The following is a 15,735-nucleotide window of genomic DNA, read 5'->3' on the forward strand; positions in this document are numbered from 1 at the left end:
ACGGCATCGTTTCCTATACGATGAAACGGAGTGGATCAGGGTGACGTTAAAGGTTGGGATAGTCGGAGCAAGGGGCCTTAGCAATCTGCTGGGCTTCCGGGCGATTCCGGATGTAGAAGTAACCGCTTTATGCGATTTGCACGAGTCGTTTCTCCAGGAGCAGGCACAGAAATTCGGAATTCCGAAAACGTACCGGATCTATGAAGACATGCTCGAATCCGACATTGACGCAGTCGTTGTCTCGACTCCGATGCAGCTGCACGTGCAGCAGACGATTCAGGCGCTGGAGGCGGGCAAGCACGTCCTGTGCGAAGTAACCGCCGGCGTGACGATGGATGAGCTGTGGTGGCTGAAGGAAGCGGTGGAGAAGCACAGTGACAAGGTGTATATGTTCGCCGAGAACTACTGCTATATTCCAACCAACCAGCAGATCGCCAACATGGTCAGACAAGGCGTATTCGGCGACATTTACTTCGGAGAAGGCGAATATTTGCACGATATCAAATATTTGACCCAAGGCTTTAACCGCCGCGTCTCCCAAGAGGATGCGTCCGCGAGCAAAACGTCCTGGCGCAATTACTGGCAGTTCGGCAAACGGGGCAATTTTTACCCGACGCACAGTCTCGGTCCGCTGATGCAATGGTTTAAAGGGGACCGGATCAAGTCCGTATCGACGTTCGCGACAGGCTGGCATACGGCGCCCGAGCTGCGGCAGGAGGACACGTCGATTACGATGTGCCAGCTGGAGAGCGGCAAGCTGATCAAGCTCCGGCTCGATTGCGTCTCGAACCGTCCGCATAACGGTGCGTATTACACGATCCAGGGGACGAAAGGCTGCTACGAAGCGCCGAGAGGGCTTGGCGACGACCACAAAATCTATATCAAGGCGGAAGGGGAGTATCCGGATGACGCCAAATGGCGTCCGCTGTCCGACTTCCAGGAATATATGCCCGAGCGGTATCAAAATGTGACTGAGGAACAAAGTGAGGCCGGACACTGGGGCGGCGACTTTTTTATCGTTAAGGATTTCGTCGACGCGATCCGCGGCAGCACGAAGCCGCCGATCGATGTGTACGACGCTTGCGAGTGGACCGCCGTCGCACTGCTCTCCGAGCTGTCGGTCATGAACGGCGGCAGAACGATGGATATGCCGGATTTCCGCAAATCCGGCTCGTACAAAGACCAGATCATCCGTCTATAGCGGCGGCTTACGGAGGCGCATGGCTGTCCATGCGCCTTTGGCCGTCTGCGTCTGCACGTTAAGTCCCCGCCCTGACTTGACCAGCGGACGAATCCCAAAGACGCCTTCATATCCACTTTCTTGGTGGATTTGGAGGCGTCTTTTTATCCGGGACCTGATATGGCCTGTTTGCGACTACCCTTAGGGGTAAACTTCCCCGGGTTGTTGTGCCCTCGGGAGTATGGGGCAAGGACAAGACGATACGCCGTCCAGATTTTCCGCAGCAGAGGCAGCGGCTTCTCCCGAAGCACGGCGCATTTGGTCCCGCCAAAAAAAATCGCTCTGGCGAAACTTTGCACAACAAGCACTCCGGCCGAGATCAGTATACTCCCCCCGATGGAGCCGATCCCGTTCGCGGGCAAAAAAGAAAGGGGCGACTTGAAATCCCGGGCCGAAGGCATCCACATCGGGATAAACATACGGAAGCCGGCCGAATCCGGGGTGTGCAAGCCGCCGCTCCAGGCTGCCGGGTATAAGGAAAAGCCGAAGTAAACCCCTAACCCGGTCATCGCGGACAGAAACAAGTCCGTCAGCAGGACAAGCACGATCAACTTGGCATACAAGGCAGCAGATTTCCTCTCCAGTGCGTTTACTACTTAAGACTCCGCCAGAGAAGGAAAGGTTGCTGCTAGGTGGAAATGAAGCGGTTGGATCTTTAAACGATCAGTGCAATCGTCAGCAAATTAAACAGGACGAGCGGGAGAATAAAGGGAGCGAAGAAAAAGCGGGTTCCGGTCTTCCCTTTTTTGCGCCGGCTTTTCTGCAAATAAACATGAGTATTCGTCACTTTGACGACTTTCCCGATATGCGTTTCCCCGGATTTCATCCGGATGCGCACACGGCGGTTCAGCAGCGAGCGGCAGGAACGATAGATGGCGGTCATGGCGGTCACCTCCCTCATATTCTAGTGTATGTCCGGCATCATAGATTGTGAGGGCGCGTCCAAGATTCATATGGTAAACTTTGTGTAGATCGGAATCATCAAATGCTGCAAGAAATGACAGTTCCGAACAGGGAACGATGCACTAGCGAAGGAGGCGATTCGTGTGTACATAGTAGCGAATCCGGCCCGGATACAGGGTGAACGATATGGGGAGACGGTCGAATCCGGGGCGCAAGTCGAGCTGCCCGCCGGATACCGGCGTTTTCTCGAGCAATACGGGCCGGGAACGTACCGGGATTGGCTTTATGTTCAACTGCCGGACCCGGAGGTGCTGAAGCCGTTCGTGGAGTATGAGTTCTGGGAGCATGACGAGGAGAGTCCGATTACGCTGGAGCAGCTCGCCGAGTGCGTGGTGACGATGTCTACCATTGACGGCGACTTTATCGCCGTTCATCCGGCTGTAGACGGGTTGATTTGGCTGCCGCGCCATTCCGAGCAGCTGCGCGTATGGACCGTGGAGGCAGGGGAGACGTGGACGGAGACGATGGACCGGATTATGCGAGAGTCCAATGTGCAGGACGTGTCCGGTGTCGCGACTTTCGATCCGGAGAGCGAGTCGCGGCAGTTTGTATTTATGCTGCTTCCGGATGGAGGCGCAGAAGCGCTAAGGCAGTTGGCTTCCGAGTGCAGCCGGCAGTTAGGCGGCTTCGACCTGGTCAAGGAAAAGGAGCACAGCTGCTATCAATACATGAAACGGATGGGCGGCTGGATTCGTTACAATTATGCGTACGGGAAAGAAGTCGCGGTTTGTTATGAGGCCGAACAGGAGCAGGTGGCGGAAACGTTCATCCGGTGGCTGGAAAGCCGGGGGTGCAGACGCCATGCTACCTAACCGGGAATCGCTCGTTGGAGGCATGCTGCGGAAAGCGGAGTAATGATGGCTGTGGCGGCAGCGACGTACATCCGGTAGGTCCCGCGGTCCCGACTTTCGGATCATTTCCGGACCTGAACTTGCGCGAGTCCGGCGTCGATCGATATAGTGAAAGGAATAACTTGCTAACAAGAGGAGAACGAGACAGTGAGCGAACAAGTGTTAAAAAAGCAAGACTTGAACGAAAAAAGCGAGTTTCAAAGGTTGTTTCAAATGTACTTGTTGTTTGAAGAGCAAGCCGAACGGCCGGATGCGGCAACGATCCGGGAGGCGCTGCAGGCCCGCTGCGGACAGGTGGATACGGTGTCCGGGAATGAGGCGTTGTCTTCTTTTGCGATAGAGGCTTACAAAGTGGCTTACCGGGATGGGGAGCTGCCTGCGCAGGTGATGATGGCGGATGTGACCCCGTTTCAGCAAGAGGCGATCACCGATCTGGAGCGCACCCAGTTCTGGACGATGCCGGATGGGGAAGACGTGCTGCAGCGCTGCCGCTACAAGCTGTTGATCAGCGACTTTATGGCGGCGGGGCTGGACTACAAATCGCGGGCGTCCTTGCTTGCCGACTGGCTAGAAATCGCAGTCAGCCTGTTCCCGACGTGCCAAGCGGTCTGGATTCCTTCAAGCGGCAAACTGCTGGTTCCGTCCGAGATTGCGGACAATCCGTACGAAGGAGCGAGCCGGTTTTTGCAGTTCGGCGTTAATATTCGGTTTTTTAACGTGCACGGGACCGAGGACAGCCTGATCGATTCGCTTGGCTTGTTTGCGCTCGGACTGCCGGACGTCCAATACCACTTTCACACGCTGGACCCTAACGATGTGTCGCGGCATGCGTTTAATGTTGCCGCTTATGTATTCGAAGCGGAGGCGCCTGTTCAGGATGGCGAGACGATCGCCGGATTGCGGGACGGGGAGATGGTGCAGGATGTGTACTGGACGTGTCAGTATGAGATGTCGTTGATCCAGCCGTCGAGAGACGTGATGGACGTCTGCCCCGGCGAATATGCGGCAGGAGGACGGGAATGACGGACGAGATCGGGCAACTGTCGAGGCAGTGGAAGGAAGAAGGGCTGCGCTACGCATCCGAAGTGAACGCCTTCGTACGACGCGGCTTGGCAAGCAATTGGCAAGCGGCCGGGCCGGAACCTTCGGAAGATACGCGAGCTGAACTGGCGTCCCGCGTGTTCCGGTACATCCAGCAAGCGAATCGATCCGGGGATACGGAAATGTTGCGGGAACGATTTCCTCCCGCCTCCTGGCCGTTCAACAAGTCGCACCAGCAGCTGATGCGGGCTGTGCAGCCGATTGCGCTGTTCACGGACGGCAGCGCGCTCCTATCTGGACGCAACAAGGACCAGACCAACGCGATCTATGTGGCCGACCTGGAACGGGTGACGCAGGTGGAGCATCTCCGGGCCGTGAGCTGCTCTGCGGATGGGCGGGATGTCGCGCTGATGGACGAGCGAGGCGTCCAGGTCGTTCGCGAACCGGATCGGACTTTGCATGGACAGTTACTCGCTTCCTATACTTGGGAGGACATCATACGTCGCTTGCAGGATCGGTACCCGGCGATCGAAACGATTCAGGAACAGAGCTACCAGACGGCGGATGTCATTCCGTTCGCGAACGGACAAAAGCTGCTTTTTGTATCGCATGACGGCATCTACCTCATCGAAGAGAACGGGGTGCTCCTGCTTCATCCGTCGGAAGAGGAATTGCAGGAACAAGCGGATGGGGAAGAGCTTAACGCGTCGCTGTCGATGCCGCACGGCACAGTGTCCAGAGACGGCAAATGGATTGCATTCGGCAGCCAAGGCAGCGAGCATTTACTGCTCGATGTGGATCGCAGGATCGTATACCCGATTGAGCCGGCATCGAGCTACCCGCACTACTGTTTGTTTTCGAGCAGCGGTCAGCAGGTCTGGTTCAATGCCTGTCACTTCTACAACGGAGACACGATCCGGGTGTCGCTTTCCTCTCTCGAAGCCGATATAGAATCAGGGGATTGGCCGTCGATGAACGGCGAGATGCGCGTGTATGCCGGCGTTGCGCTTCGTGAAGGGAATATTCTCGGAGATGCATACGGATATTTGCGAATGATCGATCACGAGGGGCAAGAGCTGTGGCGGTACCACGTCTCGGGTACCATAAGCGGAATGGCGCTGAGCCCGGACGAGAAGACGCTGCTTGTGGGAACGTACAGCGGGATGCTGCACTGGGTCGACTTGACCGCGCAGGAACCGGACCCATACTGCATCGGAACAGCGCCGATCCGGGAGATTCGCCGCTGGATTGTGTGGGAGAACAAGCAGCCGCTACTTTGGTAACGGATGGGCTTGGAAACATGACATAGACAAGCAGGGGAACGGATCACGCTCTTTGCTTGTTTTTGTTTATCTATTCAGCCTCTTAAAGGAAGTGAATCAAGCAATTAGAATGGGGAGTTTTTATGTGCAGATATGCGATGTACGGTCCTTATAAGGATGTGTACGCCTGTTTTCGGTGCCGCAAAGTATTTAAGCAAAAATCAACATCGGAGCTAAGCCCGGCCGAGGTTCAAAACAGAACCTATATATGTCCGCAATGCCGGGAGACGATGAAGGATATGGGACACGATTTTCAGGCGCCCAAACAACAAGACAAGAAGCAGTGGGAGAAAGTCGAAATTTTATATCGTAACGGGTTTACCTACCATTCTTGCGGCTGCGGAGGTCCCGGTTACAGACCGGCTAAATTAAGCGAGATTGCCGCATTTCTCGATGCTCACGGGCAGTACCGTTCGGAGGGAGAACGGCTGTTGCAGAAGCTTTCGGTAAGGGTATGATCCGCCTGAAACAAATTGACTGTGGGCAGGAGTGTGAACTTGAATGCATCGTGTGAGGCCATGTGAGCCGGATGATCTGCCCGCTGTTATCCGTTTATCCCAAGCGTGGGCCGAAGAACGTATTACGAAAGGTTATGAGAATGTGAACTGGACAGAGGAAAGATTGGCTTCCAAGGTGGGGAGTTACTTTTTGGTCGCCGAGCTCGAGGATCGGATCGCCGGGTATACGTTTGGAACAATCAAGACGAGCGGAGGAAGCTCGGTGATGATAACCGGAGAGAATTATTTAGAGATTTACGAGGTCTACATAGACAAGGAGATCCGGTCCGCCGGATTGGGAAGGAGTCTGGTCAAGGCCTTGATCGAAAAAGCGGAGTCCGAAGGGGTCACCCGCGTCACAGTCGGATCATCCAATACGAACTGGAGAGAAACGGCACAGTTTTACGAGAAGCTTGGCTTCGGCATGTGGTATTTTCAGATGATTAAGTAGGTGTTCATGGAATAAAACGGTATGTTCGAATGCAGCCTGCTAAATGACGGTATTTGTCGAAAACCAATAAATAAGTATACCCCGGTATTCGTCGAATGATCTATAATAGGGACGGGACTTAAAGATCAACCAATTACAAATTCAGAGCTATAGATTTGGCTTGAAAAGGGGAGTTGGCCGCAGGCAACCCTGTTCATCCCATAGGATAAGCTCTGAAATTGTACCAGAAGAAAGGGTCATCCACATGGACAAGCTGAAGCTATGGATGAAAGCTTCCCGGTTTCGTGTCCTCCCCGTTATGGTCATTCCGGTCGTGCTCGGCGGCTTGGGAGCTTACGCGTGGGACGGCGTGTTTCATCCCGGATTGTTTCTGATTACGCTGCTCGGTGCCGGAGCGGCTCATTTATTTTCCAACATGATTAACGATTTGTGGGATTACCGGAACGGGGTGGACGTAGCGGCCAAAGAAACCGCGGCGGCGATCTCGACCAACTCCGGCTTTCTCGCAGGGGGGATCATGGCGCAGCGAACGTTCGCAGCCGCAACCTGGTCGTTGTTCGCTCTTGCGGTCGTTTGCGGCGTAGTTGTCAGTTTGGCAAGCGGCTGGTGGGCTTTGGCATTTGGCGCGCTCGGGGGAGCGATCGCCTATTTTTATGTAGCTCCGCCGCTGAAATTCGGCTATCGGGGAAAAGGATTTAGCGAGATTGCGATTTTGCTTTCATTCGGCATTTTACCCGTTATGGGCACTTATTATGTGCAGGTGGAGCAATTCGGCTACCGCCCGCTGCTGCTCTCGCTTCCGATCGGGTTGCTGACGACGCTAGTGCTGTTCAACCATCATTTTCTGCATTGGCAAGCGGATCGGAAGTCTGGCAAACGAACGCTGGTTGTCGTATGGGGCGAGAAAAAAGCGCTTGTCTTCTCGAAAGGGCTGGCGGTGCTCGCCTACGTCTCGCTGATCGTGTGCGCCGCTGCGGGAGCCGTGCCGTGGTACGCTTTGCTGGCGCTGATCACCGCAATTCCGCTATTGCGCGTCTATGGGACGATGAAGGACGAGAACGAGTCCAGAGCGTACCTTCCGCTGATGGGGGCGTCGCTGAAAGCTTCGGTGCGCTGCGGCGGGCTGATGGGACTTGCTCTGCTCGTTCAAGGACTGCTGCATTAATTCCGATTTGAAAACCGACAGAAGAGGTGCAAACATGGAAAAACAGTTGACTTTCGGAGATTTTCATACCATCTTATCCGAGGGAGAAGTGTGGAAGATCGGCGGATTTCCGCTGCAGGACGGATCGTTCTGGTCGTACCGCGAGCCTAACGCCGTCGTGATCGTGCGCAACGGCATTTTGTATGTAAGGGCGCCGCTCAGCCGCAGTCACGATCATGTGCAAATTCTCGACAATGCCAAGCATATGTACTACTCGGTAGAACAGGTCGAGGTACCGGAGTCCGGCGAGGTCAGCTTCGAGCTGCAAATTCGCGCGCGTTCGCAAAATACGGCTCCCGGGGATCTCTACGACGGCTACGTTTCTCTCAATCTGCTCGACTTTACCACTGGCGGTGCGCTTGATTTCTTCGCAGGCAACGATAAATACGCGAGCGTTTATGCGGTACTCCCATTCCCGGGAGTTCAGGTGCCCGAGTCGGATAAGACGAGATATTTTTGCATTTTCAAGGAAGATACGAACTTTAAGCCAAGGGAATTCAATACGTACAAAATCGTCTACAACCGCGGCAGCGACGAAGTCGTGTTTTACGTGAACGGCGAAGAAGTGCGGCGGGACCGCGATGTGCCGGTCAAGTTCAACCGGTTCACGATCGCGCTCGGCATTATGACGGAGAAGGATCTGAAGCCCGAAGGCAGCGTATCCGTCCACGGCCAAACGGTCATCGGCGAATGGTCGCCTGTACAAGTGACGATTAAGGAATAATAGAATCGAGAGCCGGCCGCCGGCTTCATCCCATTGATGAAACCTGCACCTCTTTCGGGAGGTGCGGGTTTTTGGTTTGCCCGCCGCCGCGCGGATTAACCGAGCCAATGGGTCAGCGCAATCATCGTGACCGTCCCGACGATGAACGCAAACGTAGCCGGGATCTCATGACCGTCGCCGTGGCTCTCCGGAATGAGTTCTTTGTAGACGACGTACAACATCGCTCCGGCGGCGAAGGACAGCCCGTAAGGGACGAGCATCCGAAGCTCGGTTCCGAAATAATAACCGAGGCAGCTGGCCAGCCATTCGGTCAACGCGATCATGAACGTATAAGCCAGCGCCTTGGACGGTTTGGCCCGCTGGGTAACCATAAGCAAGGCAACCAGGAAGCCTTCGGGGATGTTCTGCAGGCCGATTGCCACCGATACGAGCTGACCGAGCTGGCGGTCTCCGCTTGCCAGACTGACTCCCGTAGACAGTCCTTCCGGCAAATTATGAAGCAGCATGGCGGTCATGACGAGCAGATGGGCAGACTGCCGATCCTCCTGCGGCGGAAAGGCATGGTCCGAATCGACATGGGGAATAACCAGCTCCATGACCGTCAGCAGCACGGTGCCGAGCAGGATGCCGGTGGTCAGCACATACAGGTTCGACAGCTTAAGCGCCGAAGGGATGAGGCCGTACGTGGAGGCGGCAACCATGATGCCGGCCGTATAGGCGAGCAGCATATCCTTGGCACGATGCGAGACGTTGCGAAGCAGCAAGGTCGGCAGTGCTCCGAGCAGGGTACATAAGGAAGAGAAGACGGTCCATTGCCAAAACATGCTCATGGCGACCTCCAGCGTCCGATTGCAAAGCTTATCTCATATATATGTACAAGTCCAAGCCGCATACCGTTTTCGTTGCACGATTGAACTTTTTGCCGGCCCGGACGTCTATATGGTGGAGAGATCAATTCACGGAGGGATTGGGTATGAAAACGATGAAGAAGACATGGTTGTCCCTTAGCGTTGCGGGAACGGTTATGATAGCGGGGTATGCGCTGCCGCCCGTGCCGGTGCTTGCTGCCGACGCCGCTGCGGTTCCGGTTTCCGCGAAGACGGACGGCGCCGTCCAGGCGGATTTTATTACCTCGACGGAGCTCGGCTCGAAGAGCGAATGGCTCAAGACGAACGTAAAAGTGCCGGTGCTGCAAGGGCTCCAGGATAAAAAATACCAGGAAGAGCTGAACTATATCATCCAATCCCACGCGGAGAAGGACATTGCGAACTGGGAGAAGGAAGCGGAAGAGACCGCGGCCGATATGAAGAAAAACGGATACGAGATGCGCCCGTACGAGCTGATTGTCGATTACGAACTGAAATCGGACGGCAGCGGCAAGCCGGAGGGGATCGTCTCGCTGCGAGTCGTTACATACGCCCAGACGGGCGGCACCGGTATGCCGAGAGTCGATACGTATACGATTCGGAACGAAGCGGAAGCGACCCGTGTGACGCTGGACGAGCTGTTCGGCGACAAGTATCAGGAGACGATCGACGCTTTCATCAAAGCCGAGATCGCCAAAGATCCGGATAGTTATTTTCCGGAGGAATTCACAGGCATTTCGGCCGAGCAGGCCTTTTATGTGGAAAACGGGGAAGCGGTGATCGTCTTCCCGAAATACGCGATCGCTCCGGGAGCTGCCGGCAATCCGGAATTCCGTCTGCCGATTCCCGGACTCCAGACGGATAAAGGCTCGGAAAGCGAACAGGCGAAGGAATCTTTCACGCTGTACCGAAACCAGGTTTTCGCCGACGCGAGCGGCAATACAATGATCCCGCTCCGGCTGGTCGCCGAGCGGATCGGCTTCGAGATTACGTGGATTCCCGATACGATGACCGCCGAGCTGAAGAAAGGGGCCAACTGGACGGCGGTGACGATCGGCAAAGACGCTTATTTCTTTGCCCGGATGGCTCCGATGCCGCTGGGGGCGGCTCCGGTATTGGTCGAATCGTCCACGTACGTGCCTTTGAAGTTCGTGACGGACATTTTGAAGGCGGAAGTGAAAGAGGAGAACGGTTCGATCGTAATCTCATGGTCCTGAGTGTCAGGCTGTAGCGACTTGCCTTCCTTTTGTTCCATCCTTCAATGGATAAACCTATCGGTCAGGCGGAGCGATGAAGCTCCGCCTGTTTGGGTTGATTCATAAAAATACAATCTGTTACAATAACAGCAACAATGTCTGTGGATGAAGCGGAGCGTAGAAGATGAGAAGAAGACCGACCAAAGAACAGTTTCAGCAACAATTGGAGCAGATGGTTCAGACGATCCGGGACGATATTATTAACGGCGTATATCCGGCCGGGGACTATTTACCGTCGGAGAAAACGCTCGTCTCCCAGTTCGGGATGAGCAACAACTCGATCCGCATCGGTCTTGAACAGCTCGTAGAGGAAGGCTGGATCGAAAAAGTGGCGAGGGTGGGCAACCGGATAGCTCCCGGACGTCCTCCGGTGAAGCTGAAGCTGCTGTGCAACGAAATGCCGTTGCGTAATTTGAAGCTGAGGCAGCTGCTGGACGGATTTCATAAAAAGTACCCTTGGATTACGGTAGAAACGACAGTTGCCGCGGGGCTGCTCGGTTTCGGGAGCAAGGAGGAGCCGATTTCCGGCGATGTGGTGCTGCTGACCAGCTACCAGTTCCAGCAGGCGGCCGAGGAAGGCAAAACCGTATGGCTGGAGGAGACGGCGGAGAATCCGGCTATTTATCCGCAAGTGAACGCGCTGTTCCGTCATGGGGAAGCGATGTACATGCAGCCGCTTATCTTCTCCCCGATTATGCTCTGCTACAACAAATCCCACTTCCGCGACAGCGGGCTGCTGGAGCCCGACGGCAGCTGGAGATGGGACGATCTGATCCGGCATGCAGAGCTGCTGTCGGACGGCAAAAGCCGTTACGGCTTCTGCTTCCATATCCCGGACGGGAACCGCTGGCCGGTCTTTTTGCTGCAAAGCATGGAGCGGTTCGAATGGGACGAGAACGGCAAGCTGAAGGACATACGCGGAACGAAGCTGATGGAGAGCATTCAGATTTGCAAACGGATCATCCTTAATGCGAAAGCGTTTCCCCGTTACTTGTCGGAAAGCAACGACGATATCGACAGAATGTTTATGGAAGGCAAAGTGTCGATGACCTTAACCAGCTATATGGCGCTGAACGGGCTTATCGATTCCGGACTGGAGTACGACGTCTCGCCTATGCCATTTATCCGGGAGATGCGGACGCTGGGCATCGCCTTGGGCGCCGGGGTGCTGCGCCAGTCCGGCCGCAAGGAGGAAGCGGCGCTGCTCGTCGATTACCTAACGTCCGTGGAAGGACAGACGTTTATCCGTACGAATACGATGAGCGTTCCGAGCGTGGGGAATTTGCCGGGCCCGCCGGAAACCGGCGGAATGTACCGGCCGTCCCGGGCGATGATGTACAGGGAAATACTGTCCTCGCTGCGTACCCACGGCGAACTGAACGTATCGCTGCAAATGTTGTACGGCATCGGCAATTTGCTGAAAGGCTATTGGGCCGATCTGATCGACGAGGAGGAGCTGTGCAGCCGGCTCAGCGACCAATTGTCCAAGCCGCAGACAATCCGGGAGGCGGCGCCTGCCGGTGACTGGGGATAATCGGCCGTGAAGTCCCCTAAATAAAAGGTGGACGCCCCCGAACTTTTACTAAGCTCGAGGGCGTTTTGTAACGATTCAGAGGGAGTTCGCAAAAGCACTAAAGCGAACCGAGACATTCTGAACCAAGTTATCATATCAGAAAAGCTGCCTCTTACGCAGGGGCATTCGTCGTGGCAAAGGCTTCGTTTAGAAGCTTTTCTTAATCTGCCAGAACGATTCGATTCTTGCCGTGCTAAGGGAAAGGGAGGGGGTTCCTCCCTTGGCGGTAGGGAACGTATACTCAGGTCCGATGACTAACGAATCGGATCGTGCTTATGGCTGAAAAACGACGTTATTCCAGACGTAACGAATCCGGGCATCGTTATCGAACCGAAAGTGGAAAAAAACGATTCGATTCGCGGGAATAAGCATACAAGAGTTCGTTACAAATTCAAACGTCCCCATTCGGCTCTGATAACGAATGCTGGGTTCGTTAGACATACCGGCGCATAAAGACGAAGAAGCTAGCCAAAATCACACTGGGTGTGAATTTGGCACGAACCACGCTCGAAATCACACTGGGTGTGAATTTGGCACGAACCACGCTCGAAATCACACTGGGTGTGAATTTGGCATGAAACCACGCCAAAATCACACTCGGGCGGCAATTAAAGTCGTGTTGTTACCGCCAAGTCTAGACAAGACAACACGACGGAGGGCGAGCGGCTGGAGCAAAGGTACCTATTCCCTTCCAACGTACAAACAAACGTATGGGTTTGCACGTCAAAGGACCGTCCGGACGCTTGCCGGACGGTTGTTCTTAATGTTTACCAACGAAGACAGGTGAGGAAACCTGTGAGCCTGTGGAAGGAAGTTTGGTTACCGCTTGTGACGATTCCTAGCAGCGGAATCAGAAAATATAAAAGATAAGACCTTTCCCCTCGGCCGCAGTTTGGCTGTAGAAACGGCGGATTTCGTTATAATGCTGCAGCATGTAAGCAAAGAGCTCGTCCTGATCCTCGTCTGAAACAATGTCAGGATCAAGAGGATATACTTCCTCCTTGACCATGGCCGGGAAATCATACCGCAAGCGGAGCTGCGCTTCATCCAGCTCAGACATAGCCCGCGCCGCTTCTGCAACCTGCTCGCCACGCAACATAAACGCCCCGAATGAGCCGAAATCGATGCCTTGGTCCGACGTTATCGGAACAACATACCCGAGAGGGGGCTCTCCGTCGGCAATATTCCCGCAAAGCAAGTAGTGAATCGCCTCCCAGGATCTATCGATGTCCAGTCCAGGATAATCGTCCACTCGCAAATTTTTCAGTGCAATTTCGCCTGCGGCGATTTGCTGTACCAGTTTGTCATCCAGAGCAAAGTAATATCCGCGCATTGCCAAGTTGTCATCCCTCATTCCACTGTAGTGACCTATGAGTCTGTCCGGCGAAACATTTTTACCAAATATGTATCCATTTCGACTCGATATCTCGCAGGTTCAACTGCATGAAACGGACCGTTTTGCATAAATATTCACCGATTTTGATCCGTCGGACAAACTCCTATACTGCTTGGATTAATGTAACATCCAGTAAATGTGTATTTCAAGGAGCCTTGGACATAAACGTCAAGTCTAATCTATTTATCCAACACTCCCGACACCGTCTTTAAATCGGTCTAAAGACCCGGAAAACAACCGGAAACACAAGGATGCACAAAGGTAGAGCAATTCCTGAAAACCCTTATGGAAGCAGGTTACCGGGCATCGCGAATTACTTAAAGCCATCTCCCGGGCGGCATGGTTCGAGCTTCCAACTGCGCGGCCGTCAGCAGCAGCTTTCCTTGCCAGTTCGCTATGTCAAGTGTCTAATATTCTGATTCACCGTTTAAGCAACCACGTGCTCATCAAGCGACGGTCCCGGAACCCAACCCCTAAACGGTTGTCTAGTGGGAGTTTCCGGCCTTTTCTTCATATTCAAATGTGTGTTTTGCGGCACGAGGGAAACAGTCGGCAGGTCCTGAAGACAGTGAAACAGTATTTAACTCATAAAATTTACATTAATTTATGTGTGGTTTATAAAAATATGAATTGACAACGGTTTCAATCGTGTTAAAATGAGATTTAGATTCAGGAATCGATACTAAATGTATAATTGACTCGTATATATTTATACTTTATGGGTCACGATTGTTGGGGCGTTGATTTCTGTCAACAGGTCGAGTCATCACCAAGGGAAGCGGGGCGCCGCAAGTGTTGTCGGCATCCGGTTGAACGAAGCGCAGGATACAAAACAGGGGGTAGAGGATGTATGAAGGTAAAACGGTATGGCACTTTAGTGATGGCTGCGAGTCTGGTTGTGCTGACAGCGTGCGGGGGCGGTAATACGCCGCCGGCGGCCAACGCTCCGGTTCCGGTTGAAGAGAAGAAGAAAGATCCGGTCGAGCTGGTTTTTTATTCGCAGGTCGCCGATTACGACCAGACGTTTATGGATACGTTCGGCAATATGATCCAGACCAAATTCCCGCATGTGACCGTCAAGCATCTGCCGGCAGGCAGCAACAAAATCGCCGACGTCGTGGCCAGCGGCCAGACGATCGACGTCATGTTTATGTCCATCGGCCAGGCGGACAGCCTGACTACGTACGATTATCAATACGACATCTCCGAGATGATCAAGACGAGCAAGTACGATCTGTCCAAGCTCGAGCCGTCGGCCGTCGAGCTGCAGAAAGGATTTGCGAATAACGGGATGTACGGCTTGCCGGTATTTACGAACACGCTCGGACTATTCTATAACAAAAATTTATTCGATAAATTCGGTGTGGAATATCCGAAGGACGGTCTGAACTGGGATCAGCTTAAGGACCTCGCCAAGCGGCTGTCCCGTACGGAAGGCGGAGTCAGCTATAAAGGGCTGGTCATGTCGTCGTCGGCCAACATCGTGCTGAACCAATATTCCGCGGCATATATCGACCCGGCGACCAAGAAATCGATCTTCACCACTGATTCGTTCAAGAAGGCATTCGAGTTGTTGACGAGCGTATCGAAAATTCCCGGAAATGAGCTGACCGCACAAACCTGGAGCTTGGCCGAGCAGCAAAAAATGTTTTTCCAGAACCAAAATGCCGCGATGCTGCTCCACTTCGTCGTCTTGTCGCTGTCCACGCTCAAGGATCAGTTCGACTGGGACATCGCGACATTCCCGCAGCTGGCGGATAAGCCGGGTGTCGGTCCGCAATCGTACCCTACGTATTTTTATGTAACGAAAACGAGCAAACATAAGCAGGATGCGTTTGATGTGATCGCCTATTTGACGACGGAGGAGTTCCAGAATCATCTGGCCAAAAAAGGAATGCTGCCGATCCTGAAAGACCGCGTCGCGGGCATGTCCCAGTTCGGGCAAGACGTACCGACTTTGAAAAACAAAAATGTAAAGGCGCTGCTGCCCGAGAAGTTCGCGCCGTCCGCGCTGACCAAAGTAGAGGTAGTTAAAGCGCAGAGCCCCGGACATACGGCCTTTTTCGAAGCTTACCAAAACACGGTGCTCGGACAAAAGGATACGAATACGGCGCTTCGCGAGGCGGGAGAAAAGCTGGACCAGAAGCTGGCGGACCTGTTCAAGTAACGAAAGGAGCGAGCAGTATGGCAGGCATACGCCTATAGGCCGGAGTTTGTACGGTGCGAACGGGCTTGCGTTCGGAGATCAGGAGCTGGCGGTCAACCCGCCGGCTCCGGTTCGTTAATCCGGCATTGCGGAGAAGGACCAAGGGTACGAAGCTTCATAGCAGCAGCTGTTATCGACACAGAGA

At 54.1% G+C, this 15,735-nt stretch carries 15 protein-coding genes; 11 read left to right on the plus strand and 4 right to left on the minus strand.

Annotated features, from left to right (window positions below; translation table 11 throughout):
- Window positions 1-40: 40 nt before the first annotated feature.
- Complete coding sequence (locus AC3Y2E_RS05090) at window positions 41-1,201, plus strand: Gfo/Idh/MocA family protein (RefSeq protein ID WP_379207843.1); 1,161 nt, start codon at window positions 41-43, stop codon at window positions 1,199-1,201.
- 143 nt (window positions 1,202-1,344) lie between these two features.
- Here the strand turns inward: AC3Y2E_RS05090 and AC3Y2E_RS05095 are convergent, their stop codons facing one another.
- Both AC3Y2E_RS05095 and AC3Y2E_RS05100 read right to left on the minus strand, forming a co-directional pair.
- The gene (locus AC3Y2E_RS05095; RefSeq protein WP_379207845.1) at window positions 1,345-1,803 is read right to left on the minus strand and encodes a hypothetical protein; all 459 of its coding nucleotides are present in this window, start codon (window positions 1,801-1,803) and stop codon (window positions 1,345-1,347) included.
- A 92-nt stretch (window positions 1,804-1,895) separates the two neighbouring features.
- Complete coding sequence (locus AC3Y2E_RS05100; protein ID WP_379207847.1) at window positions 1,896-2,123, minus strand: hypothetical protein; 228 nt, start codon at window positions 2,121-2,123, stop codon at window positions 1,896-1,898.
- Window positions 2,124-2,286: 163 nt separating this feature from the next.
- On the opposite strand from AC3Y2E_RS05100, the gene AC3Y2E_RS05105 reads away from it, so the two are divergent.
- The 7 genes from AC3Y2E_RS05105 (at window position 2,287) to AC3Y2E_RS05135 (ending at window position 8,293) form a co-directional block, all read left to right on the plus strand.
- Window positions 2,287-3,015, plus strand: coding sequence for a hypothetical protein (locus AC3Y2E_RS05105; protein WP_379207849.1), 729 nt, complete (start codon window positions 2,287-2,289; stop codon window positions 3,013-3,015).
- Between the two features lie 186 nt (window positions 3,016-3,201).
- Window positions 3,202-4,077 carry a DUF4261 domain-containing protein gene (locus tag AC3Y2E_RS05110; protein ID WP_379207851.1) on the plus strand — a complete coding sequence of 292 codons (876 nt, stop codon included), beginning with the start codon at window positions 3,202-3,204 and terminating at the stop codon, window positions 4,075-4,077.
- Complete coding sequence (locus tag AC3Y2E_RS05115; RefSeq protein WP_379207853.1) at window positions 4,074-5,378, plus strand: WD40 repeat domain-containing protein; 1,305 nt, start codon at window positions 4,074-4,076, stop codon at window positions 5,376-5,378. The genes AC3Y2E_RS05110 and AC3Y2E_RS05115 overlap by 4 nt, the downstream gene beginning before the upstream one ends.
- A gap of 278 nt (window positions 5,379-5,656) precedes the next feature.
- Window positions 5,657-5,875: a hypothetical protein gene (locus AC3Y2E_RS05120; protein WP_379207855.1), complete on the plus strand. Its 219-nt coding sequence runs from the start codon at window positions 5,657-5,659 to the stop codon at window positions 5,873-5,875.
- A 43-nt stretch (window positions 5,876-5,918) separates the two neighbouring features.
- Entirely contained in the window at window positions 5,919-6,365 is a 447-nt protein-coding gene (locus AC3Y2E_RS05125) for a GNAT family N-acetyltransferase (RefSeq protein WP_379207857.1), read from the plus strand.
- A 244-nt stretch (window positions 6,366-6,609) separates the two neighbouring features.
- Complete coding sequence (locus AC3Y2E_RS05130; RefSeq protein WP_379207860.1) at window positions 6,610-7,530, plus strand: prenyltransferase; 921 nt, start codon at window positions 6,610-6,612, stop codon at window positions 7,528-7,530.
- Window positions 7,531-7,564: 34 nt separating this feature from the next.
- Window positions 7,565-8,293, plus strand: a complete 729-nt coding sequence (locus AC3Y2E_RS05135) for a DUF6081 family protein (RefSeq protein WP_379207862.1) — start codon at window positions 7,565-7,567, stop codon at window positions 8,291-8,293.
- Between the two features lie 95 nt (window positions 8,294-8,388).
- Here AC3Y2E_RS05135 and AC3Y2E_RS05140 read toward each other — a convergent pair whose 3' ends face one another.
- Window positions 8,389-9,123 (minus strand): ZIP family metal transporter, encoded by a 735-nt coding sequence (locus AC3Y2E_RS05140; protein WP_379207864.1) that lies wholly within the window; start codon window positions 9,121-9,123, stop codon window positions 8,389-8,391.
- 143 nt (window positions 9,124-9,266) lie between these two features.
- Between AC3Y2E_RS05140 and AC3Y2E_RS05145 the strand changes: the two genes are divergently transcribed.
- Window positions 9,267-10,376, plus strand: a complete 1,110-nt coding sequence (locus tag AC3Y2E_RS05145) for a stalk domain-containing protein (RefSeq protein ID WP_379207866.1) — start codon at window positions 9,267-9,269, stop codon at window positions 10,374-10,376.
- 163 nt (window positions 10,377-10,539) lie between these two features.
- The gene (locus AC3Y2E_RS05150; protein ID WP_379207868.1) at window positions 10,540-11,949 is read left to right on the plus strand and encodes an extracellular solute-binding protein; all 1,410 of its coding nucleotides are present in this window, start codon (window positions 10,540-10,542) and stop codon (window positions 11,947-11,949) included.
- Between the two features lie 889 nt (window positions 11,950-12,838).
- Here the strand turns inward: AC3Y2E_RS05150 and AC3Y2E_RS05155 are convergent.
- A complete protein-coding gene (locus tag AC3Y2E_RS05155) occupies window positions 12,839-13,321 on the minus strand; it encodes a YfbM family protein (RefSeq protein ID WP_379208309.1) in 483 nt (160 codons plus the stop codon).
- A gap of 913 nt (window positions 13,322-14,234) precedes the next feature.
- Between AC3Y2E_RS05155 and AC3Y2E_RS05160 the strand changes: the two genes are divergently transcribed.
- Entirely contained in the window at window positions 14,235-15,551 is a 1,317-nt protein-coding gene (locus AC3Y2E_RS05160) for an ABC transporter substrate-binding protein (protein ID WP_379207871.1), read from the plus strand.
- Window positions 15,552-15,735: the final 184 nt, after the last annotated feature.

Source organism: Paenibacillus sp. MAH-35, assembly GCF_058135425.1.

Coding starts and splice junctions, on each gene's coding strand:
- AC3Y2E_RS05100 (WP_379207847.1), bottom strand. CDS start 2,123: ATGACCGCCATCTATCGTTCCTGCCGCTCGCTGCTGAACCGCCGTGTG.
- AC3Y2E_RS05115 (WP_379207853.1), top strand. CDS start 4,074: ATGACGGACGAGATCGGGCAACTGTCGAGGCAGTGGAAGGAAGAAGGG.
- AC3Y2E_RS05120 (WP_379207855.1), top strand. CDS start 5,657: ATGGGACACGATTTTCAGGCGCCCAAACAACAAGACAAGAAGCAGTGG.
- AC3Y2E_RS05125 (WP_379207857.1), top strand. CDS start 5,919: ATGCATCGTGTGAGGCCATGTGAGCCGGATGATCTGCCCGCTGTTATC.
- AC3Y2E_RS05130 (WP_379207860.1), top strand. CDS start 6,610: ATGGACAAGCTGAAGCTATGGATGAAAGCTTCCCGGTTTCGTGTCCTC.
- AC3Y2E_RS05135 (WP_379207862.1), top strand. CDS start 7,565: ATGGAAAAACAGTTGACTTTCGGAGATTTTCATACCATCTTATCCGAG.
- AC3Y2E_RS05140 (WP_379207864.1), bottom strand. CDS start 9,123: ATGAGCATGTTTTGGCAATGGACCGTCTTCTCTTCCTTATGTACCCTG.
- AC3Y2E_RS05145 (WP_379207866.1), top strand. CDS start 9,267: ATGAAAACGATGAAGAAGACATGGTTGTCCCTTAGCGTTGCGGGAACG.
- AC3Y2E_RS05150 (WP_379207868.1), top strand. CDS start 10,540: ATGAGAAGAAGACCGACCAAAGAACAGTTTCAGCAACAATTGGAGCAG.
- AC3Y2E_RS05155 (WP_379208309.1), bottom strand. CDS start 13,321: ATGCGCGGATATTACTTTGCTCTGGATGACAAACTGGTACAGCAAATC.
- AC3Y2E_RS05160 (WP_379207871.1), top strand. CDS start 14,235: ATGAAGGTAAAACGGTATGGCACTTTAGTGATGGCTGCGAGTCTGGTT.